Below are 21,287 nucleotides of genomic sequence, written 5' to 3'. Positions count from 1 at the left end.
TCATGGCAAACGTCTCAACTTCTACCGGGACGTCCTCGACGGCCGACGTCATCGACCGGATCCTGGACAAGGGAATCGTGGTCGATGCCTGGGTGAAGGTCTCGCTGGTCGGCATCGAGGTGCTCTCTATCGAGGCACGCGTCGTGATCGCTTCGATCGAGACCTACCTCAAGTACGCCGACGCCATCGGCCTCACCGCCGCTGCGGCTGCGCCTGTCGCGGTCTGAATCTCCACCTGAACAGGACAGGACAACGTCATGCCACGCGCCAAGACTCGACACGAGAAGTCCACCCCGGAGGGACGCTACCTGTACGCGGTGGTTCCGATAGAGGTGGTCGACTCGCTGAACCTCGACACTCCCGGCATCCAGGGGGCAGACGTGCACCCGGTGACGTCCGGAAAGCTGGCGGCCATCGTCAGCAATATCGAGCAGCAGTCGCTTCGGCCGGAGCGTAAACACCTCAGCACCCACAGCGCAGTGCTGGGCCAGGTGATGGACCAGGCGCCGATGCTGCCGGTCGCGTTCGGCATCATTGCCGGCAGCGAACGGGAGGTCCGGAACCTGCTGGCCGAGCACGCGAACGACTTCCTCACGCAACTCCGTGCGGTGAGTGGGAATGTGGAGATGGGCCTTCGGATCCGGCTGAGCGCCCCCAATGCGTTCGGGTACTACGTCAACGCCTTCCCCGAGCTCAAGGCGATGCGGGACGACCTCTACCGCGAGGGGGAACCGTCGCGCGAAGAGAAGATCGAGCTGGGGAAGTACTTCGTCGACCTGCTCAACGGCTTCCGTGAGGCGACCGCCGACAAGGTGCTCGATGGAATCGAGTCCGTGGCCAGGCAGACCGTGGTCAACGAGCCGCGCAATGAGTCGGAGGTGGTGAATCTGGCCGCGCTGGTGCCACAAAAGAAGGTCGACGCCTTCAACGCGACCGTGGAGAAGCTGGGCGCGACGCTGCCCGAGAACTTCCAGGTGGACGTGACCGGCCCCTGGCCGCCGTACAACTTCACCCAGCTGCGAATCCACTTCGAAGAGGTGGAAGAGGCAGCGCAGGGGGCACCTTGATCATCCTGGACGACATCCTGATGGCCCCTGCCCGGAGCATCTCGTGGATCTTCCGCTCGGTGCACAAGGCCGTGCAGGACGAACAGGCCAAGGAGCAGACCGACCTCCGCACCCGCCTGAGCGACCTGTACCGGGAGCTCGAGCGCGGCGAGATCACGGAGGAGCAGTTCGACGAGCAGGAGTCGCAGCTGCTCGACCGCCTGGACGCGTTGAAGGAAGCACAGGAAGGGGCAGGGCCTGCGACTCCTGAAACAGGCCCTGGAGGTGAGAACAGATGAACGGGCAGGCGACGACACCCGAGGCACAGCAGGAGCGCGCCTCGGTGTTGGAGTTGCTGGACCGGGTGCTCAACAAGGGCGTGGTCATCAGCGGTGACCTGGTGATTTCGGTGGCCGACGTGGACCTCATCTACCTGGGCCTGCGGCTGCTGTTGACCTCGGTGGAGACGGCGCTGGAGGTGGGCACCCTTCCCGAACATCCGCAGCGCTTGCAGTGAGGCGGGTGGAGGACCCGCCCACGCGCGGGATGGGAGACGGGGTGAACCATGGCAGTCGAGGGCGCACCACAGGCGGTGGAGGAGCTCGCCCGAGCGTTGGAGCCGACGAAGCCGCCCAAGCTGGAACTGGACGAGGAGAACGTCCAGGCCGGACTGGTGCGGCTGGTGCTCGCCGTCGTCGAGCTCATCCGCCAGCTGCTGGAGAGGCAGGCGCTGCGACGGATCGACGCCGGCTCACTGAGCGAGGAGCAGATTGAGCGGCTGGGCGTCACCTTCCTGCGCCTGCAGGAGCAGATGGATGACTTGAAGAAGCAATTCCACCTGACGGACGAGGACCTGAATCTGGACCTCGGGCCGCTGGGCACGACGCTGTGAGGCTGGCCGAGCAGCGGACAGAGAGCGAGGAGCCATGGCCCAAATCGACGATCCCGTGACGACGCCCCCTCAGCGACACTACCCGCCCACCTCGACCCGCGGCAGCTCCGTGGCCGACATCCTCGAGCGGGTGCTGGACAAGGGCATCGTCATCACCGGGGACATCAAGATCAATCTGACGAACGTCGAGCTGCTGACCATCCAGATCCGACTGATCATCTGCTCGGTGGAGCGGGCGCAGGAGATGGGCCTGGACTGGTGGACGACCAACCCCAACTTCAGCTCCCGTGCGCGACAGCAGCTCTCGGCGGCTCAGGCGCCCGCGGCGGCTCCGGCCCCACGTGCTGCGCCCAAGCCCTCCCCCACGACCAGGCGCGCGCCCAAGGCCAAGAAGGTGTAGGGAGGGGCCGCACGCGCAAGACTCGCGCGGACCCCTTGTGCCTACCCAAAATTCGGTCGCTGCGTCAAAACGCGCGTCATGACGGTGAGCGATGCGCACGACGAGTCGCCGGGACCTCTCTCCTGCTTGATTGAGGTCGGAATTACGCCCGGACCAGACGTCTCAACGCCTCTCTGCCTGCGTGTGGCCCCCCTCCCTTCCTGCGAAGGTAGGCAGGATGGTGAGGCAGGCGCAGGTCCGTGAGAGTGTTACCGAGCGACAGGTGCGTCCGGCTCGCATTGTAGTAACGCTGGTACTCGCGCAGCAGGCGCCGAGCGTGGGACTCGTGCAAGACGACGACATGGTCCAGCAGTTCCCTGCGAATCGATCCGATGACTCTCTCCGCATAGGGATTCTGCCACGGACAACGTGCTGAACTCGGCACCTCGCGAGCCCCAAGATGGGTGAGAGTGGCACGAACCCCTTCGGTGTAGAGCTTGTCCCTATCTCGGTGCAAATACCGCGGAGCGCTGGCCCAAGGGAAGGCCTCTCGCAACTGCTGCTTCGTCCATTCCTCCGGCGGGTGCGCTGTCACGTTGAGGTGGAGGATTCGCCTGTCCCGGTGACTCACCACCACGAATCCCAGCAGAACTCCGAACGTCGCGGTGGGAATGACAAAGAAGTCCATCCCCGCAGACTCCGCCAGATGCAAGCGCAAGAAGCTTCGCCATGAGGGCGATGGGTTCGGCGCTCCCCTTCTCGGTCTGGGCACGTACCGAGCGACCATTGTCTGGCCTACGTCCATCCCCAGTGGAGTTGTCCGAGGCCGCCCCACCCGACTCCGGGACTTCCAGCGCCAGAAGAGCCGAAAGCCCATCCGATGCCACTTCACCACTGTCGCCGGCTGCACCAAGCACAGTGGCCTCCGCCAACCCTTCCAGAGGCGTTGGAGAACGCCCCAGAAGAGGCGGTCGCCCCGGGCAAGCCTCGGGGATGGGCGCTTCTCACAGAAGACTGCGAGCTGCTGGCGAAGAGCCAGGTTCTCCAGCACCAGCTCCGAACGGCTCCGCAGGGCCGAGCGTATCGCCTCGGCCAGCGCCTTTACGAATACCCGCATCCTGCCGTTCTTACTGGCCGTAGCAGGCAAGCCAGATTCCTGCTGCGCCCCGTCGGTAGCCACAGGTGCGCCCTCCATGAGGATAGCGGCGGCATCAAGGGCACTGGCCCGGGCGAAGTTCCGCACCCGTCATGAATGAGAGAGGGCCCGACGGTCCGTTGGACCTGTTGCGCCCCGTCATGGCGTGCGTTTTGACGCACCCGTGACGCAGCGACCGAATTTTGGGTAGGCACAGCCATGACGAATGCGGGACTTCATCTTCGCCGAGCGTTGGTACCGACGTGCCGTGGCCCGCTGACCCTACTTCGCGAAGGCCCCTTCGGTCGCGCGCAGGGCCCGGAAGAGGGCGTCCTGCGTCCCCTTGAGGCCCCTTGCCCCCTCGCGAGCAGCCGGCGCGAGGAGCCAGAGCGGAGGTCCTCCTTCGAGCTCTCTCTCCAATCGGAGCCGAGGGTCTCCATGAGCGAGAAAGCTCGGAAATGCCGCGAGTCCGAGTCCGGCACAGCAGGCATCTCGAATCCCGAGCAGCGAGTCACACAGAACGGCTTCGGGTGCCTCCTTCGGAACAAAGCGCCACCACTGCATCGAGGTCTTGGCGCGGAGGGCCGAGCTCGGAAGTATCCAGTTCGCCGTCCCGCTGGACCTTCGATAGACCCCGATCCGCAACCGTCCAAGCCGACGTCCACGTAGCGCGCCACCCGGTTCGTGCTTCGGACGAAGCGCGAGGTCGACGCGTCCCGGCACCAGAGCCATCTCCTGGTCGCTCACCAGTACTTCCACGGATTGCGTCGGTGAGATGGTGGACAGCGCCAGAAACAAGAGCGGAGCCAGGACGTCGCTCGTCGTAATCACCACTCGCTGCTGCCGTCCCCGCTGCTCCGCGGTCAACAGACCCGCCACCTCGGTTGCTTGGGTTCGCATCGATCCGGCGCGGAGCGCGATTTCCGCCGCCAGCGGGGTCGGCACAAGCCGCGAGCCGCGCACGAACAGCACCGCCCCGTACCGCGCTTCGAGTCCAGCGATGCGGCGGGACACCGACGAGTGTCGCAGCAAGAGCTCGCGCCCGGCTGCCTCGACGCTGCCCGTTCGTACCAGTGCCTCGATGGTCTGGATCTCGTCCCACGACATGTGCATGAACGCACATGATATGTGCAAAGACGCGGAGTCATCAATCGCGTCGAAAACAACTATTCATCGTGGGTACCGTCATTCGACGACGGACCCAGGAGAACTACGATGAAGTCGGACGTCATGCGGCGCGGGGCAGACGAGGGATGGTGCTACGTGATCAACGCCCCCTTCGGAATCAAGGCGTGACGTTGTCCAAGCGCGCCGTCCTGATCGGGGGCGGCGCCCTCGCGCTGTCCGGATGCTTTCGGCCTAGGAGACAATCGATGCCCCACCTCGTTCATCGCACCATCGAATCTCTTCCCACCACCACGCTGTCGTGGCTCTCGCTTCGAGATCACTTCGTCGCGACGGTGGGCCCAAGGGCAGGAGAAGGGCGACGCATGGGACCCGTTCTCGTGCTCGCTGACGCGACGTTCGCGCCGCACTCGCGCTTCCCAATCCACCCGCATCGCGAGATGGATATTCTCAGCGTCGTAGTCGACGGATCATTGTCGCATCACGGTGACCAGGCGCACGGCGTGACCCTCGGACCCAGGTCCGCTCAGTTGATCTCTGCACGCAGCGGAATCGTCCACGCCGAAGGCAACGACACCGACCAGCCGACGCGAATGCTGCAGATTTGGTTTCAGCCGAACACGTTCGGCGGGGCGCCCGCGTACTTCACTCGCGAGCTCACGGGCCAAGGTCGCCAGTTGCTGGCGGGCGATCCCGAAATGCCGCTCCGAGCCGATGCGCGATTGTGGTGGGTGGATCTCGTTCCGGGTAGCGAGGAGACTTTTATCGTCGACCGGGCGCGCCAAGGCTATCTGCTCGCGATGACGTCACGACTGCGGATCGCTGCGGTTGGAAGTGAGCCCACCCTCGAACTCGCGATCGGGGAAGGCCTGGAGGTTGGCCCGGGCGCGGTAAGCGTCTCGTCAGACCGTGCAGGTGCCGCGCTCTGGCTGGACGTTGCGTGAACCGACCTGTGCCTACCCGATATTCGGTCGCTGCATCCTGAGCGCATCCAGGCCGCGTCAAGGCGAGTGAGCGAGGCGCCGGTGGGGCAATTACCGCGACGAAAGCAGCCGTCAGCCCCAAGAGAGGCGGATTCAATTCGGCAAACGTTGGCAGACTGCGCCTGTGCCCCCAGCGCGCCAACCGACACCGCTTGGCGCGCGACGAGCAGCAGCTCCGAGTCAGGGCCGGTACCGCTCCGCCTCCTTGAAGAACTGGGTGAGCGAATACGCCAAGAGCGACTCGCGCGACTGCATGTACCGGCGCGCACGGAGGAAGGGCAGCCAGACGCGCTTGCCCACGCGTACCTGGGTCTCCTCCATGATGGAGGGCACATCCGTGTGAAGCACAGCCACGAGGCCCTCTGACAGGTCTTCATAGTGGCTGCGAACGCGCTCCGGGTTCTCCACGTCGGACGGCAAGGCGACCGGGAGCCACTCTTCCGGCTCGGGCGGTCGGAAGGCATTGAGTTCGGCGATCTTTCGCTGCCTGTTGCCCAGGGAGAACTCGTCCGGAAGCCGAGCAAGGAGCGGCGCCACGTCAGGGTGGAAGCGCGGCTCGATGGGTACGAGTGCGGCGCTGCGCTCCCTCAGCGTTCGAAGCACCGTGTCGAAGTCGAGGTCTGGCCGTAGGTGGACAAGGGCGCGGGCTTGGGCCACGCGCGCCTCGTCGCTGTCGAAGTCTGCGGCCGTGGGCCGCAGCACCAGGAGAACGGAACCATTGGGCAGTTCCTCCACGAGGTGTGCAGGCGTCGAGAGCATCCGCTCCCGGCCTACGGACTCCACCAACTTCGGGCCGAAGATGTTCAGCCAGAACAGCTCATAAATCTTATCGAACTCGTCCCGGGTCCATGTCGCATCGTCGCGACCGAACTTGGGGAATTTCGCGAGCTGCATGTCGGCATCGCTGTGCGCAGCAGCATGATTCGAAGGATATTGGGAGGCCCAGTGCCAGCGGGCGAGGGACAGCCAGGGCCCATGGCACTGGCGCTTGATGCACCCGCGCGCTTGGTGCGCCACCGCGCCGCGCCAGACGAGGCCAACCTCGGAAGAAGGGCGGCCCGTCCGGACCGGCACGGCGAGGCGGCGGTCCCGGAGCCCGCCCTCAATCACAGTAATACGTCGGCGCCAACTCCAGGACGCGCTGCTCGGCGATGGGGGAGAGCGCGCGCAGGCGTGAGAGGAAGAGGGGCGCCTTCATCCCCATTCCGATGAAACCCCAGACATACGAACGCTCCTGGGACTCGGACAGGTGCTTGTGTTCCTCCGGGGTGAACGTGCGCCCCACCGCCTTCTCCAGCGTCTGGAGATCGAGCGCGAGCTGGGCGTTCAACGTCCCCCGCAGCGCCTGGAGCAACTCCGCGTACTCCGTGAGGGCCGCGTCCAGGGTATCGGGTTCCCGGGCGAGGATCTTCTGCGCCTCCAGGAAGTCCAGCCGGGTGTGCTGCGCCTCTTCGAGCCAGTGGTGCTTGAGCAGGTTGCAGAACAGCGGATCCAGCGTCTCGGTCTTGTTTCCGCGGACCGTCTCCAGATAGTGCTGCTGCGTCATCAGCTCCAGGTGCAGGTTGAAAATGAGCACCCCCAGGTTCGACTTCGCCATGATGGCCCGTGCCACCTCGACGTGGTTGTCGAGCAGGGCCGGGACAACTTTGAACCCCCGGGCGAACGCGCCGGTAAAGCGCGCGAAGAGCTGCTGGTGCTTCAGCTCCTCCTCCGTGAAGCGAAGGAGCGCGCGCATGTGCGTCGCGTTCCCGTGCAGCTCCAGGCTGGCGCGCTGGGCGGCCAGGGCCACGGCGTACTCCTCCAGGAACAGGAACAGGTGCGCATAGCTGTTGGAGCGGATGTGATTCAGCATCAGCCGCTCCTCAGCGTTCAGGAAGGGAATGGCTTCCGCGCCCGTCAGCGCATCCGAAAGGAACCGGTGGCTGAAATCCAGGACCGTGTCCTTGGGCAACAGGTCATCAAGACGCCAGGAGACCTTCTCTGAACTCTGGAGACAGGATTGATATTCTGGAGTTTGATTCAACATTTGAAATAAATCTCCCTATAAAAGTCAAACACTGGTGGAACGAGTGGGCTTGCCGCGAGGGGTCGGCCCTCCTGAGATCAAAGCGCCCTCCATCCACCAGTCAAGGAGGGCGAAGTTTTCAATATACCATGTGAAGCACGACGATTTGCTGGCACGGTTTCTGGATGGGGGCGCCATGCCCCTGGTACGACCACAGCTCCCTCACGTTCGCGAGCGACATGTCCGCTCCACGAGCCACGCCCTGGCCAGCCCCCGGCCTCCCTGCCTCCTGCTGGAGGGGCTGGGAGGCGCGGACACCGGGCTGGGACTCTGGCTCAGGTGGAGACGGAGACGAGCGGAGGGTGCCTAGCGGCAACTCAGGTCGAGCATGTAGCCGACGTACGTGGAGGTGTTCGCGCTATCCACCACGAAGCCTCGAACAAGGCCATTGCCGCCACATTGGAAGGAGTACGTCTCCTTCCCCAGGATGCAGGAGCTACTCCCCCCCACCTTGGTCAGCGAGTTGATCTCGCCTGTCTGGAGGTTCCTGCACGACACCTCTATCGTCGAGAGGTTGATTTCACTCCACCTGGACTGATTCACAGGGGCCTTCGCCCAACCATTGATGCCAGTGACTTCGTGAAGGACGGCGCCCGGCCCGCAGTCCCGGGTGAAGGCCGTGCCCCCCGAGCCACCAATCGCGGTGGCGCTCGTCGCGGCGCCGATGATGGTTCCGGAGTCGGAGCGGGCACAGCGCATCCCCAGCGCGTCCAGCCAGGCGCCCGCCCTTCCGTGGATGCCGGCTGCCACTTCGTCCGCCGCGCACGTGAGCAACTGGGCCGTGCTGCTTTCCACGCACTTCGTGCCCGTGGAGTCGCGCCGGTAACCTGCCTTGCACGTCCAGGGACAGTCGGCCTGGGTCGCCGCCGGACTCGTATACTCCGCGTTCGCGGGCGCGTTCGTGCAGGCACGGCGCTCGTTGGAGTTCGCGGGAGACCAGTAGCCGCTCCCCACGTCGACACAGACGTCATTGGCAAGGTACTTGCCCGCGTCGCAGGTGAACGCCACGCATCGGCGGGGCGAGGTGGACGTGTCACACGTCAAGCCCACGTCGCAGTCGCTCTGCTGGTGACACCTCTTGCCCTTCCCACAGCGCGCACAGACGGGCCCGCCGCAATCCACGTCGGTCTCGCCCCCGGTCTTGATGCCGTCCTTGCAGGTGGTCGGGACACAGAAGACGCCATCGCTCACGCCCGACGTGCCGCCGGTATCCTTTCCCCAAGTTCGGTAGCTGCGGCATGCGTGCGTTGAGACTGCGTCAGGCAGCGCGTCAATGCGGGTGAGCGAGGCGCGCACGAAGGCGAGGGACGAACACTTCCGCCTGGTTGTGAGCGCGGCGGGCGAGCACGGCCTGGCCGCCCGCAGGCTTCTCACCACGCCCAGCGCAAAGTTGGCGGACACGTCAGCCTCCGTCACTGACGTGTCAGCGACACGGGTTCCCCTGGCACCCGGAGCCTGGCATCACCGCAAGGAGCTGAAATGACTGGAGCCGTTCTTCCGCAAGCCCTGGCGCGAACATTGCTCCCGTCGCCGGAGCATCCATCCACGGCACCTCGCAGCAACCTCAGAGTTCCCTGTGCAAGACAAGACCTGGACCGACGCGGCCCTCCTCGAGCATCTCCAGAAAGCCGTCTACTTGGAGCTGTGGACCATCCCCCTCTATCTGACGGCCGCCTATTCCTTGCAGGTTCCCGGCACGAACGCTCAGGTCCCACCCCAGCAGGTGACCGTTCGCGGAAAGAAGAACCCCAAGGGATACTCGCCGAAGTTCACGGGCGAATGGGCGCCGCGGTACGACAGGTTCCCGTCCTGGATCGCGGTCAACAAGCCCGTGAAGCTCGGGCCGGTGAACCCTGAGCAAATGTCCCTCCTGGCCGCCATCGAGACCCCCGAGCCCAAGAGCGATGGCGCGCCGAACGGGCCGCAAGATGCCTACGATTCCATCGGTCAGTTCTACAAGGCCATCGAGCAAGGCATCAATCAGCGCTGGAACGAACTCTACCAGCCCGACGCGGACCACCGGCAGAAGAGCGAATTCGCCAACCCGCAATATAAAAGCGACGACTACACCAGGTTCAGCAGCACCATCGGCGGTGACAGCCGCACCGCGCTGAAACAGGCGAATGAGGTGCTCCAGGCCATCGTCGGGCAGGGCGAGGGCAACCTGGGACCCGTCATCGACTCAGAGCTCCGCCCCGAGGATGCCAACGACCTAGAGAATCAGTTCAGCCATTTCGCGCGGTTCCGGATGGTGCAGGCAATGCTGAAGTTCGGCGGCCCGCTGAAGACCTATCCCACCACGGAGAGCAGTGGGCTCGCGGCCGCGCAGCAGCAGCTCACCACCGGATTCACGCGCCTCTTGACCGCGTTGGAGAAGGGCTATGCCGGGGACGACGAACTCGACCTCGGTAGCATGTGGGCTCTTCCCAAGCAAATCGTGTCCGTGTGGTCTGCGGGCGGAGTGCCGCAGTTCTAATCGTGTCACGGAGGATGCGCCGATGATGCTGGGCACCAGCTACTTGTCGCTGCGGACCGGAGCCAGCACTCCGAACGCCCTCTACGTGTCTCTGGAGGCCCCAGCCGACGCACGCCGTCGCTGTGTCGTTCAAGCAGTGCCTGGATTGACGCCCAACTCTGATGGCGAGACGCTGGACCTCTCGTCGGGTCCGAAGCCCCTGCACTTCGCTGCGGACTCGACGCGGACGCTCATCGTCACCGTCCTGCCCACGGGGCCCTATGACCCGGACCTCCGAGACGAGGACCGGTATCCGTTCTCGATTGTCCTCTCGGCTCATCCCTAATACCTGACCTATCCAAAATTCGGTCGCTGCGTCATGCGCGCGCCAAGGCTGCGTTCGGCAGTGCGCCAAGGCGAGCGAGGCGCGCAGTCATCGTTCTGCCTGGGTCGGCGAGGCGGAGTCGGAAGCACCCAGGGCACTACGCAACATTGAGGTTCGGACACATCCTCCTCTGCTGTCCCGCGCGAGCTCCCGGGGCCGCTGGCACGGTGCGCGTGAAGGACCTGGGTCCAGAGGAGGCCGTGAACGGTCCCCTGGCCTCCCAGGCCGCGTTTCCCGAGGAGCGCCCGGGCGTTTTGCCTGTTGGTAATTTTTCGTCATACCTGCACAGAAGTGAACAGTCGTTCAACCAAGGAAACAGAGGAGGTTGTGTGCTCATGCGGATGAAGGCCGGTCTGGCCCTGGCGGCTGCGGTCAGCAGTTTGATGATGGGCTGTGTGGAGGAGTCCTCTCGGGACCGGGCTCCAGAAGGGCTCGCGGGCAAGGACGATGCGCGCGTGCACGGCCTGAGCAAGGCGGCCAGTCGGGGCCGCGAATTCTGGCTGGCCTTCCCGGGGAACTACCAGGTCGATGCGGTGCTCACGTTGTTCATCGCCGGTGACACGGCGACGACGGGGCAGGTTCGCGTTCCGGGGCAGGGGCTGTCCTTCGACTTCTCGGTGACGCCGGGGCAGGTGACGGCGGTGGCGCTGCCCTCCTCGGTGGCACAGGTGGCCGTGGATGGCGTGGAGCCCAAGGGCATCCTCGTCACCGCGGGCGCGGACATCTCCGTGTATGGGCTCAACCGGCTCCTGCAAACGACGGATGCGTTCCTGGGCCTGCCCACCGCGAGCCTGGGCACGGACTACGTGGTACAGGCCTATCCGAACGTCAACGTCGTCAACGGCTCGCAGTTCTCCGTCGTGGCCACGGAGGACGCGACGGAGGTGACCATCACCCCCGCAAGTGTGGTGGGTAACCACGCCGCGGGAGTGCCCTTCCACGTGGCGCTGAATAAGGGGCAAGCGTACCAGCTTCGCAGCACGGGGGCCGCGCCCTCGGACGTCTCCGGAACGCTCGTTCATGCCACGCGCCCGGTGGCGGTCTTCGGCGGGCATCAGTGCGCCAACATCCCGGATGGCACCACGATCGCCTGTGACTACTTGGTGGAGCAGCTCCCCCCGACCTCGACGTGGGGGCGGCGCTTCGTGACCGTGCCGCTGGCCACACGCCTCGGCGGGGACACCTTCCGCTTCGCGGCCGCCAGGGACGGCACGCAGGTGAGCGTCAACGGCGCGGTGGTGGCACAGCTCCAGCGCGGAAAGGTGTTCCAGACGAACATCCAGGGCTCGGCGACCATCACCGCCAACGAGCCCATCCTCGTGACGCAGTACTCCAATGGCTCTGGCTTCGATGGCATCCCGTCCGACCCGTTCATGATGTTGGTGCCGCCCTTCGAGCAATTCGCCGCCCAGTACACCGTCACCACTCCGAGCTCGGGGTTCCGCAGCAACTTCGCCAACATCGTGGTCCCCAACGACGTCGTGGCCGAGGTGATGCTGGACGGGGCGCTCATCCCGGCGAGCCAGTTCCAGGCCATCGGGACCAGCGGCTTCTCGGGGGCCCAGCTCCCCGTCACGATGGGGGCGCACCGCCTGTCCGCGCCGCAGCCCTTCGGCGTCATGCTCTATGGGTTCGATGCCTACGACTCCTATGGCTACCCGGGAGGAATGGCCCTGGCGCCCGTGGCGGAGGTGAGCAAGCTCACGCTGTCGCCCAGAGGGGGCGTCGCCGTCGTGGGGGACCTCTTCTGCGTGACGGCCACGGTCCGGGACGCCGCGGACCGGCCGCTAGCGGGCGTGCGAGTGGACTTCGCTTCGTCCGGAGTGAACTCCGCCTTGGCCTCCGTGAACACCACCGCCGACGGGCAGGCAGAGTTCTGCTTCGAGGGCACCGCACCCGGCGAGGATGCGGTGACCGCGAGCATCGGCTTGGTGACCGACCACGTGCTGGTGACCTGGACGAAGCCCAATGCCCCGCCCATCGTGGACGCCGGGCCCGACCTGGAGGGCATGGCCTCCCAGCAGTTGACGCTGCGGGGCTCGGCCTCGGACCCGGATGGCGACCCGCTCACCTATGCCTGGAGCTATGTGGCGCCCCCGGGCGTGCACTGCACCTTCGGGTCGCCTTCAGCCCCGGTCTCGAGCATCCAGTGTGACGGGGCCGGCACCGTCACCGTGTCGCTGACCGCCAATGACGGCACCGCGACTGCCACCGACAGCGCGCAGGTGGTGCTCGGCTGGGCGTCGGAGCTCACGATGTGCGGCCTGCCCCGCTACACGAAGGAGACCTCTATCAAGGCGTGCGGCTGGGCCACCGCGGGCCGCAGCAGCACGGGCATCGTCTCCGCGTACTTCACCGTGGATGGCGGCGCGCCCATCCCCGTCATGCCCGACGCGGGCGGCGGCTACGTCTCCACCCAGCTTCACCTCACGGAGGGGACGCACGCGGTCCGGCTGACCGTCGTGGACGCGCTGGGGCACGTGACGTGGCGCGAGCAGACGGTGTCCGCGGACTTCACGCCGCCGGTGCTCGTCATCCTGTCGCCCACCGAGCAGGAGACCAACCCCGACCCGGTCGTCACGATGGTCATCCAGCAGCAGGACGCCAGCCCCGCCACGGTGGTGACCCAGGGGACCGTGATGGAGGACGTGCCCGCGGGCAGCAACGTGCTGCGGCACACGGTGAACCTGATGAACCGCGACTGGTCGCTCGTCCACGTCCGGGCCACGGACGCCGCGGGCAACACGACCGAGGTGGTGGCGCGCGTATACGTGGCGCCCTGAGCACGGCGCGGCCCAGGGCGGGAGCATGACGCTCGCCCGGGCCGGAACGCCCACCCGTGCGGCGCGCCGCGCGTCCCGTGCTCGACGGGCGCGCGGCGTTCGCGTCTCCATGGGGCCTCTCAAGGAGAAGCCCCATGCCCACGTTCCGCCTCAAGCAGGACCAGGCCGCGCTGCTCGTCGTGGACATCCAGGAGCGGCTGTGCGGCTTGGGACCCACCCCGCGGCCCGTTTGGACGAACTGCTGCCGCACCGCTGGCGCCCGTCCTCCGCCTCCGCACCCGACTCATCCTGAATCCACGCAAACCTCTGCGGTCAGGCACTCATGTGCGCGGCTACCACGCTGCGTGAGCGGATGCGTGCACCCGCTGCACGCCGACCGTCGGTCGGTTACCCCCTTCAAGGGCTCTCGACACGTCGCTCGCCGGACGGTTACGGCGATGAAGCCCATCGGCTGCCCCCTCTCACGCGACCTCTACCTTGACGCTCACCAGGAGGCTCGACCCATCTCGGGTTGTCCCCCCAGGAGCCTCCCCTTTCCTCTTCGTCTCTGCTCGCCAACGACACACTGACAGGAACACGACCCGCTCCCGAGTAGCCCCTCGGCACCACAACGCGCCATCAGCCCGTCCCCTGGTCGGGTCGCCGTGAAGCATCTTGGCACATGCGATTGACATGTCAGCGGCGAGGCTGACACGTCAATCCTACACACCGGGCCTGGTGGAAATCTTCACACGTCCGAACGAGTGTCCGTCCCCGGCACAAAATCATCCCCTCATTTCATGGCAGCAAGTCCTTTGCTTGGGAAGCCGCGCAGAGCGCGATGACCGCCAGCGGCCACCCACAGGCCCTAAATGACTGAAATTGCTAAGGTGCCAGATTCCGAGGTTAGCAATGCCTCACAACCAAACAGCACACATGAGTTCAAGTGACAAAAGGAGACCGCCCATCGCGGTCGCGTCTTGCGTCAACACGCGACGTGGCCAGCCCCATCCCCTCTTCATGACTCCCGGCCGCCACCGCTGAAGTCCGCCGACGCGCCAGCCTGGCACCGTACGTGCAAAGCCTCCTCGCGCAACAACCAACCTCGGCAATCAACCATCACCCAAGAATCATGGAGAAAAGCGCATGGCTACCAATCTGACTGGAACGTGGTTGAATCAGGGTCCGGATGGAGGAACGTACAAGATCCTCCAGGTAGGGACTGTCATCTTCTGGCGCGGTGAGAACAAGTCAGCTGGATGGAGCAACATCGGGTTCGGGAGTTTCGATGAGCAGCACAACATGGTCAGCATCACGTGGGGGGACCCCGATGGAGGCAATACAGGCAACCATGGATTCCTGCTCTTCACCGTTGCGGATAACAACCTCCTGAAGAAGGTCGGTGGCCTCGGCGGCGGCGATTTCAAACGGAGTTGACGCTCAGCAGCCGTGAGGCCGCTGTTCACGTCGAGTAAGTCGGCCCCCGAATGTTCGCGATGTCGCGTAACCCAAGATGTTTCTCGTGTTTTCTGTCGCGTTCTCTAGTACTACCCGGTCACATGCGTGACGGCCCCCGAGGAGGTGCGCGGGCGCTGATATGGCGCAGGCAGAGGGGGCAGTGGCCGATGCGGCGCAGCAGCAGGTACTGAAGGCGGCGGCGCACCTCGGGCAGCGTCCAGCGTGTTCTCCTCCGGGGGGAAAAGCGCTCGGCGGAGCGCGAGAAATCCGTGGGCGACCATGCAGAGGGTGGCGTGGTGGTGGAAGCCTCGCCACCCTCGCCCCTCGAAGTGGTCAAGCCCCACCTCGCCTTTGAGTTCCTGGTAGTCGCGCTCCACTCTCCAGCGCAGCTTGGACAAGCGCACCAACTCCTTGAGCGGCGTGTTCGCGGGCAGCGAGCAGAGCGAGTACTTCGACGGCGCCTTCTCCTCCTGGGGCCACTCGATGAGCAGCCACACCTCTTCACTCGGCGCAGCTCGCTGGACGTGCCGCTCCGCCGTCCGCACGCGCACGGCGGCGAAGCGGGAGGACTGCTCGCCCCGACTGCCCTCACGCCAAGAGACTGTCTGGAATTCCTCCTTGGGAAGTTGACGCGCCAACTCCTCGATGGCCCAGGGCTGCACGCCCTCGGCCACGTAGCGCGTGCGCGGGCGCCCGTTCTGGCCCGGCTCCCTCTCGGGCTTGCGCGGCTTGGCGCCGGGCGGCCACACCTTGTGCGAGCCCTGCACGCCCATCAGGTAATGCAGCCCCCGCTCGCGCACGCCGTCGCGGAACTCTCGCGCGTCGCCGTACCCGGCATCGGCCAGGACGAGGTGCCGGCGCACGCCCCACGCCAGGGCGTCATCCAGCTGGCTCAGCGCTATCCGCCACTTCTTCTGAAACTTCACTCCAGACGGGACACCCGCGGCCTTGCAGCGCTTCCTGCTGCGCGTCCACTCCTCAGGTAGGTACAGCTGCATGGCGATGCAGCCGCTGCCCTTCTCTCCAGCAACATGCAGGCTGACAGCCACCTGGCAGTTCTCCGTCCGCCCCAGGGTGCCCGAGTACTGGCGCGCCACCCCCACCGAATGCACGCCCTTCTTTGGGAAGCCCGTGTCGTCAATGACGAGGGCCTCCAGGCCCGGCAGCTCGCGCTCGAATTTCCGCGCCAGGCGTCGTCGCATTTCGGAGTCGTCCCAAGCCGCGCCGGACACGCACTGCTGAAGCCGCTGACGCATGGCTTCTGTCTGCTCGGGCGCTCCGACGAGCCGGGCCGCCATGGGCTCGATGCTCTTGCGTTCTCCGTCGAGCAGCAGTCCGGTGAGGTAGCCGCCGAGCGCGCGACGTCTCTCGGTCCGGCCCATTCCCTCCGTCATCGAGTCCAGGAACTCGCTCAGCTCCCGGTCAAGCTTGCGTAACTGGGCAGGCGTCATGCTCCGTCAACACGGGGCGACCGCGCCCGATTCATCTGACCGGGTAGTACTAGAGAGACTACCGAGAACGAGTTCGCGCAGGGCTTCATTCGGGTGGTCTGCTCCCCAATTTTCGGACCAGTTGAAGAGTGAGAGCGTCCTCGCGGCCAGGAGGTAGGCCGGTCGTGAGGAAGAGCAGGTTTACCGCGGAGCAGATGGTCCGCATCCTGCGGGAGGCGGAGGCCCCTGGCGCCAGCGTGGTGGAGGTGGCCCGGAAGCACGGCGTCGCCGAGCAGACGCTCTACCGGTGGCGGCAGAAGTTCGGCGGCATGGAGGCAGGCGACGCGACACGGCTCAAGGAGTTGGAGAAGGAGAACGCGCGGCGCTACCGGCGGGCCTGGGCGCTGCTGCGGCGCGAAGGGCTTATGGTCAACGTGAAGCGGGTGCATCGGCCCTGGAGGAAGGAGGGGCTGGCTCTCACTCGAAGGAGGCCGAGAAAGCGCCTTCGGCTCGGACGGGCGCGGCAGCCGAAGCCCGAGGGCGTCAAGTCCGCCGAAGTACCTCAGAAGCGACAACGGCCCGGAGTTCATCGCCAAGGCCCTGCGAGGGCGACTGGAGGTCAGCGGCATCCAGACGGCCTACAGCGACCTGGGCAAGCCCTGGCAGAACGGTACCAACGAGAGCTTCAACGGCCGCTTTCGCGACGAGTGCCTGTCCGCGGAGTGGTTTGCCAACAGGAGGGAGGCCGTCGTCCGCATTGAGGCGTGGCGGTACGACTACAACGAGAAGCGTCCGCACAGCAGTCTGGGCGACAAGACATCCGCGGAGGTCGGAGCTCGCCGTGCCCATGCCGACCCCGCCGCATCATCCCCCGAGCACGGTATCAGCAGCGCCGCGGGACTCTCGTAACGCATGGTCCGAAGAACGGGGGCAGATCAGCACTCTATACTTCAATGATGCGCCACCCTCTGATGGTCTCGATTTGTACCCTTTTGGCCTGTGCGAGCACCCCTTCTGCTCCGTCACACCCTACCCATTCCCCCGCTCCACCGCCGCGGTCGCTGGTAGCACCTCAGACCGCCGTGGCCCCACAGAGAATCGAGCCAGCGCCCCCGCCAGAGGTCACCTTCGCCATCAATCTGGCTTGGAAGGAGTCATACGCAGGGGACCATTCGAAAGCACACGAACGGTTGAAGCAGACCTGGGAACTGGGACACCGGTATCTGGAGGTAGCGTGGTACGCTGCATTCACTGCAGCGCGCGCGGGTGACACGAGCGCTTCGTACACCTGGGTAGAGCTCGCAGTGCGCCACGGACTTGCGGACCCTGGCGGCATGCTCAAGGCCAAAGCGTTGGAGCCGGTGCGCAAGCTGCCGGGCTACGACGCGCTGGTCGAACAAGCACGCCAGAACGCGCGCAAGGCCCGGTTGGATGGCGGCGTAGCCTCCGGCCTGACCAAGATATCGCCGCGCGCAGCAGGGCTGTCTGAGCCTGCGCTCGCGGCCCTGCTCAAGGCCGCTGAAGAGGCTGGCACTTCGGCCCTGGTGCTCATGTACCGCGGTGACCTCGTGGGCGAATGGCACTTCGGAGGAGAAAGCCACAGAACCGAAAGCATGTCGGCGACGAAGAGTGTGGTCGCGATGGCTATCGGGATGCTCATCGATGAAGGGAGGATTCCTTCAGTGGACACGCCCGTCTCGACTTGGTTCCCGGAATGGAAGGACGGCATCAAGAGTCAGGTGACGCTGCGCCACATCCTAAACCACACCTCGGGGCTGGCCGCCGAGCGCTCGGGCATGGGCATCTACGATGCACGGGACTTCGTGCGCTATGCACTAGACGCCGAGATGGTGGATCCTCCAGGCAGCCGCTTCTTCTACAGCAACATCGCCGTCAACCTGCTTCCGGGCATCGTCGAGCGTGCATCGGGCGAGAAGCTGGATGTGTATCTCCAGCGCAAGCTCTTCGAGCCGTTGGGCATCATGGATTTCCGCTGGGACAAGGACCCATCCGGGAACCCAGTGGGCATGGCGGGGCTCCAAATACACCCGGTGGACTTCGCGAAGCTGGGGCAAGTCATGCTTCAGCAGGGCACCTATCGTGCCCAGAGGTTCCTGAGTCAGACCTGGGTTCAGCAATGCACCACGTCGTCGCATCCTGATGGTTCCGCCAGTGGGCTACTCTGGTGGCACATCTACGAGAAGTCGCCCGCGATGACGCTCGTGCAACCCATGCTGGACGAGGCTCGTGAGAAGGGCTACTCGTCAGAGAAGCTGGCGAAGTTGAAGGACTTGGTGGGGCACCCCATGCCGCAGGAGGCGTTCGCCGCGGCCATCATCCAGCGACTGGGCAGCAACGAGGAACTCTCCGCCTTCGAGGCGAAGGTGGTCCGCGCCCAGTACGAGTGGAAGCAAGAGGGAGAGCCCGTAGGCTTTGCAGCGATGGGAGCCGGAGGACAGAAGCTCCTCGTCTTTCCAAAGCACCAACTCGTGGTCGTCCGCATGGCGGACATGGACGAGCGAGTGAGCCATCAGGCCATGGCGTTCAAGGCCCTCGTCCCGCTCGTGCTCGACATGGTGCGGCCCGCCAATGCGCGAATGAGGGAGCCAGGAATGGCGGAGATGCCGTGAACGCGACTCCGACTCCGAGCCGGTCTCCCCCAAGAAGCTCCCGAAAGGGCCTGACGGTTCTGAACATGCTCGACATGTGAGCTGCGCCCCCTGACGGACGCTCAGCAGCAGGACGCCCTCTTCCAGGCTTATGACGCGCGCAACATCGACAAGGTGGGCAGCGCCTTCCGCCTGCCGCCGCTGCTGCGCGGCGATGGGCGAGATTTCAATCGGTCCGTGGCCGAGGCCCAGTTGCGCTTCGCCGAGGACCCGGTGTTTCAGCCCGAGCGCGACGAGTTCGACTTCTTGTTGAATCGGAAGGTGCTCGCGGACATGGGCGTGCGCTTCTGGCGCTTCCGCAGCCAGACGACGGCCACCAGAGCCCCCGAGCGCATGACGGAGATGGTGGAGCGCCTGTCGCAAGGATGCCTGGCGCTCGCACGCCGGTACATGGACACCGAGCACGTCCCTGTCCCCCGGGCGGAGCTCGACACCTGGTTCTCGGGGCAGTCCACATGACGCCCGAGCAGATTCAGCGAGCGTGGGTGCTCCAGGCCCAGGCCGACGCCGAGCGCGGTGTCCTGGAGTGCCGCATGTGCCGCAGGCGTGGCCCCTTGGAGGAGACGACGACGCTGTGGAGCAACGGCCTGCTCGTCTTCGCGCTGTGTGACAGGTGCGCGGCCAGCCACGACGTCGTCTTCTCCCTCACCCCGGCTGGCGTCGAGGTGCGCGCCAGGCGCCGCAGCCCCGTGGAGTTGGTGACGCAGGAAGCCCCCATGTGCACGGCCCCCGCTGACGGCCTGCTCCTCTTGCACGAAGCGCGCGAATTTGCGGACGCCCTGCTGGGCGACGTCCTCCAGTTGCCGGTGGCGAAGGGCCTGGACGTCGGCACCGCTGCGGGCATGGAGCGCGCCGTGGCCCTGCTTGCGGCTCGACTACGCCGCGCCGTCGGGCGCGCGGACGTGGACGCCATGCGGGAGACGGTGGCCGTCCTCGACGTGGATTGGAGGACGACGATGGCCACCCAGCGCAGGCGCCTCGTCGCCCAGTCCCTGGAGGTTGCCGGCCGGCAGACAGCCGTCATCCCTTCTCGCACCCAGGCCCCCCTCGACGACGCGGCCGAGGAGGTGGTGGCGTCCACCCGCAGCCACGCCCGGCGCGAGCAGGGCGTCGCCCTCGCCGCCCGCTTCAACGCCGTCGACAGGCGCGTTCCCCAACACATCGTCCGCACCCAAGGCAACTTCGTTCGGAACGAGTACGGGCGCCGGCTGGACGCCTTCGGCGAGGAGGCCCGGCGTCTCGTGGCCGAGGGTCTGCAGGCCGGCCTCGGGAGAAGCGACATCGCCGCGTCCTTGGAGAGGGCCGCGCGCGGCGCGCTCATCGGGCGCGCGCCCTTCTATTGGGAAACGGTGGCGGCCAGCTTCATCGGCCAGGGGCGCTCCTTCACCCAGGTGAGCAGCTACGCCGAAGCCGGCATCCGCCACTACCGCATCGAGGCTGTGCTGGATGAAGCCACCACCCAGGTGTGCCGTTTCCTCCACGGCAAGACGTTCGCCGTGGCAGATGCCCTCCAGCGCTTCGAGCGCCTGGAGTCCCTCGGCCGTCCAGAGGATGTGAAGCAGGAGATGCCTTGGGTGCGGGAGCGTCTCGACGCGGACACCGGGCGCGCCCTCCTCTACGTCAACCGAGGAGGCCAGGAGACACGCCTGGCCGAGGTGCTCCGCTCCGCCTCCGGCACCCGCGACGACGTTGGCGAGTTCCGCTCGCTCGCTTCGGACAGTCAGATTGCGGAGGTGGGCGTGGGCTTCCCGCCGTACCACGGCCTCTGCCGCACCACGACGCTCGCAATCGTGTAGCAATATCCCTTGGCTTTCGAGCGAAATTCACTCCCTCTATTTCAAATATCACGTTCGTTGGCTTAGCCTGTCCGACCGAGTGCGAGGCTATGCTCGACCTGGGAGGACATATGAAGCGAGTCATGTGGGAAGTGATGCTGGGAGGAAGCTGCGCGCTACTCGTGGCCTGTAGTGCGGAGGAGGTCACCGAACAAGGTACGGGCATGACCACGTACGCTATCCAGGTGTCCATCCCCTTAGAAACGGACCCCTGCGGCGTCGTGACGGCGACGGCGTCTGTGCAGGGGCCGGTTCGCGACATCGGCCCCGTATCTCTCGAGGTGATGAACGACGCCATTCATGGGGCAATCATGGATGTCCCCGTGGGGTTGCAGCATCAGGTGTTCGTGAAGGCATATAACAGCAGCGGCCTAGCGGTGTACTCGGGGGTCTCGACCGTGGACGTCAACCAGGGAGGGGGAGGTATGGGAAGTGCGAACATCTTCATTTACAGCAGCCTCGAGAATTGCCCGGCTGGGGGCACGGAGGGCATCCGTATCCACGGCAGACTGGAGTCGGTCACCATCGATGCGGTCGGCAGCGCTGCGATGCTGGCCCCCCATCTCATCCGCTAAACCCAGGTTCTGTGCCACACCGGACTGTTGAGACACCAAGCCGGTCATGATCAAGCCGCCTGCTTCTGCATTAGCTCACGATGCTTCTGGTCT

The 21,287-nt window shown here is 65.6% G+C and carries 19 protein-coding genes and 3 pseudogenes; 16 read left to right on the top strand and 6 right to left on the bottom strand.

Going from position 1 to position 21,287, the window contains the following annotated elements:
• The first annotated feature begins 2 nt into the window (after positions 1–2).
• From gvpJ to OZ403_RS08910, 6 genes are read left to right on the top strand one after another with little or no spacing between them, the layout of a single operon-like run.
• Positions 3–227: a gas vesicle protein GvpJ gene (gene gvpJ / locus OZ403_RS08935; protein WP_140788962.1), complete on the top strand. Its 225-nt coding sequence runs from the start codon at positions 3–5 to the stop codon at positions 225–227.
• Positions 228–257: 30 nt separating this feature from the next.
• A complete protein-coding gene (locus OZ403_RS08930; RefSeq protein ID WP_140788961.1) occupies positions 258–1,067 on the top strand; it encodes a GvpL/GvpF family gas vesicle protein in 810 nt (269 codons plus the stop codon).
• Positions 1,064–1,345: a gas vesicle protein GvpG gene (locus tag OZ403_RS08925; protein WP_140788959.1), complete on the top strand. Its 282-nt coding sequence runs from the start codon at positions 1,064–1,066 to the stop codon at positions 1,343–1,345. The genes OZ403_RS08930 and OZ403_RS08925 overlap by 4 nt, the downstream gene beginning before the upstream one ends.
• Positions 1,342–1,563, top strand: coding sequence for a gas vesicle protein (locus tag OZ403_RS08920; RefSeq protein WP_011552834.1), 222 nt, complete (start codon positions 1,342–1,344; stop codon positions 1,561–1,563). Before OZ403_RS08925 ends, OZ403_RS08920 begins: the two co-directional genes overlap by 4 nt.
• A gap of 48 nt (positions 1,564–1,611) precedes the next feature.
• A complete protein-coding gene (locus OZ403_RS08915) occupies positions 1,612–1,938 on the top strand; it encodes a gas vesicle protein K (RefSeq protein WP_140788957.1) in 327 nt (108 codons plus the stop codon).
• A 34-nt stretch (positions 1,939–1,972) separates the two neighbouring features.
• Positions 1,973–2,338, top strand: a complete 366-nt coding sequence (locus tag OZ403_RS08910; protein ID WP_140788956.1) for a gas vesicle protein — start codon at positions 1,973–1,975, stop codon at positions 2,336–2,338.
• A 142-nt stretch (positions 2,339–2,480) separates the two neighbouring features.
• On the opposite strand, the gene OZ403_RS08905 is transcribed toward OZ403_RS08910, so the two are convergent.
• Both OZ403_RS08905 and OZ403_RS08900 read right to left on the bottom strand, forming a co-directional pair.
• Positions 2,481–3,005 (bottom strand): integrase core domain-containing protein, encoded by a 525-nt coding sequence (locus tag OZ403_RS08905; RefSeq protein WP_237078163.1) that lies wholly within the window; start codon positions 3,003–3,005, stop codon positions 2,481–2,483.
• Between the two features lie 729 nt (positions 3,006–3,734).
• A complete protein-coding gene (locus OZ403_RS08900; protein ID WP_237081075.1) occupies positions 3,735–4,559 on the bottom strand; it encodes a LysR family transcriptional regulator in 825 nt (274 codons plus the stop codon).
• Between the two features lie 266 nt (positions 4,560–4,825).
• Between OZ403_RS08900 and OZ403_RS08895 the strand changes: the two genes are divergently transcribed.
• Entirely contained in the window at positions 4,826–5,521 is a 696-nt protein-coding gene (locus tag OZ403_RS08895; protein WP_237078161.1) for a pirin family protein, read from the top strand.
• A 219-nt stretch (positions 5,522–5,740) separates the two neighbouring features.
• Here the strand turns inward: OZ403_RS08895 and OZ403_RS08890 are convergent.
• The 3 genes and pseudogenes from OZ403_RS08890 to OZ403_RS08880 form a co-directional block, all read right to left on the bottom strand.
• Positions 5,741–6,505, bottom strand: a pseudogene (locus OZ403_RS08890) (hypothetical protein); the annotation flags it as partial.
• A 157-nt stretch (positions 6,506–6,662) separates the two neighbouring features.
• Positions 6,663–7,586, bottom strand: a complete 924-nt coding sequence (locus OZ403_RS08885) for a hypothetical protein (RefSeq protein WP_140788952.1) — start codon at positions 7,584–7,586, stop codon at positions 6,663–6,665.
• Positions 7,587–7,931: 345 nt separating this feature from the next.
• Positions 7,932–8,816: a hypothetical protein gene (locus OZ403_RS08880; protein ID WP_268783923.1), complete on the bottom strand. Its 885-nt coding sequence runs from the start codon at positions 8,814–8,816 to the stop codon at positions 7,932–7,934.
• A gap of 385 nt (positions 8,817–9,201) precedes the next feature.
• Between OZ403_RS08880 and OZ403_RS08875 the strand changes: the two genes are divergently transcribed.
• The 4 genes from OZ403_RS08875 to OZ403_RS08860 all read left to right on the top strand — a co-directional run bounded on the left by OZ403_RS08875 (position 9,202) and on the right by OZ403_RS08860 (position 14,664).
• Positions 9,202–10,101, top strand: a complete 900-nt coding sequence (locus OZ403_RS08875) for a ferritin-like domain-containing protein (RefSeq protein WP_268783922.1) — start codon at positions 9,202–9,204, stop codon at positions 10,099–10,101.
• Between the two features lie 22 nt (positions 10,102–10,123).
• Positions 10,124–10,426 carry a hypothetical protein gene (locus OZ403_RS08870; protein ID WP_268783921.1) on the top strand — a complete coding sequence of 101 codons (303 nt, stop codon included), beginning with the start codon at positions 10,124–10,126 and terminating at the stop codon, positions 10,424–10,426.
• 374 nt (positions 10,427–10,800) lie between these two features.
• Positions 10,801–13,248, top strand: coding sequence for an Ig-like domain-containing protein (locus OZ403_RS08865; protein ID WP_268783920.1), 2,448 nt, complete (start codon positions 10,801–10,803; stop codon positions 13,246–13,248).
• A gap of 1,125 nt (positions 13,249–14,373) precedes the next feature.
• Positions 14,374–14,664, top strand: coding sequence for a hypothetical protein (locus tag OZ403_RS08860; protein ID WP_140797670.1), 291 nt, complete (start codon positions 14,374–14,376; stop codon positions 14,662–14,664).
• Positions 14,665–14,774: 110 nt separating this feature from the next.
• Here the strand turns inward: OZ403_RS08860 and OZ403_RS08855 are convergent, their stop codons facing one another.
• Positions 14,775–16,136: an IS701 family transposase gene (locus OZ403_RS08855; RefSeq protein ID WP_268782815.1), complete on the bottom strand. Its 1,362-nt coding sequence runs from the start codon at positions 16,134–16,136 to the stop codon at positions 14,775–14,777.
• Positions 16,137–16,300: 164 nt separating this feature from the next.
• Between OZ403_RS08855 and OZ403_RS08850 the strand changes: the two are divergent.
• The 5 genes and pseudogenes from OZ403_RS08850 to OZ403_RS08830 all read left to right on the top strand — a co-directional run bounded on the left by OZ403_RS08850 (position 16,301) and on the right by OZ403_RS08830 (position 21,194).
• Positions 16,301–17,024 (top strand): annotated as a pseudogene (locus tag OZ403_RS08850) (integrase core domain-containing protein).
• A gap of 425 nt (positions 17,025–17,449) precedes the next feature.
• Positions 17,450–18,745: a serine hydrolase domain-containing protein gene (locus OZ403_RS08845; protein ID WP_268783919.1), complete on the top strand. Its 1,296-nt coding sequence runs from the start codon at positions 17,450–17,452 to the stop codon at positions 18,743–18,745.
• Positions 18,746–18,823: 78 nt separating this feature from the next.
• A pseudogene (locus tag OZ403_RS08840) lies at positions 18,824–19,243 on the top strand (phage portal protein); the annotation flags it as partial.
• A gap of 257 nt (positions 19,244–19,500) precedes the next feature.
• Positions 19,501–20,580: a head morphogenesis protein gene (locus OZ403_RS08835; protein WP_268784858.1), complete on the top strand. Its 1,080-nt coding sequence runs from the start codon at positions 19,501–19,503 to the stop codon at positions 20,578–20,580.
• Between the two features lie 110 nt (positions 20,581–20,690).
• Positions 20,691–21,194 carry a hypothetical protein gene (locus OZ403_RS08830; protein ID WP_140788947.1) on the top strand — a complete coding sequence of 168 codons (504 nt, stop codon included), beginning with the start codon at positions 20,691–20,693 and terminating at the stop codon, positions 21,192–21,194.
• Positions 21,195–21,287 lie beyond the last annotated feature (93 nt).

The organism is Myxococcus sp. NMCA1 (assembly GCF_026810205.1).
GTDB lineage: Bacteria > Myxococcota > Myxococcia > Myxococcales > Myxococcaceae > Myxococcus > Myxococcus xanthus_A.
Note: the sequence above shows the minus strand (reverse complement) of the source record. Positions and strands in the feature narration are given on the sequence as shown.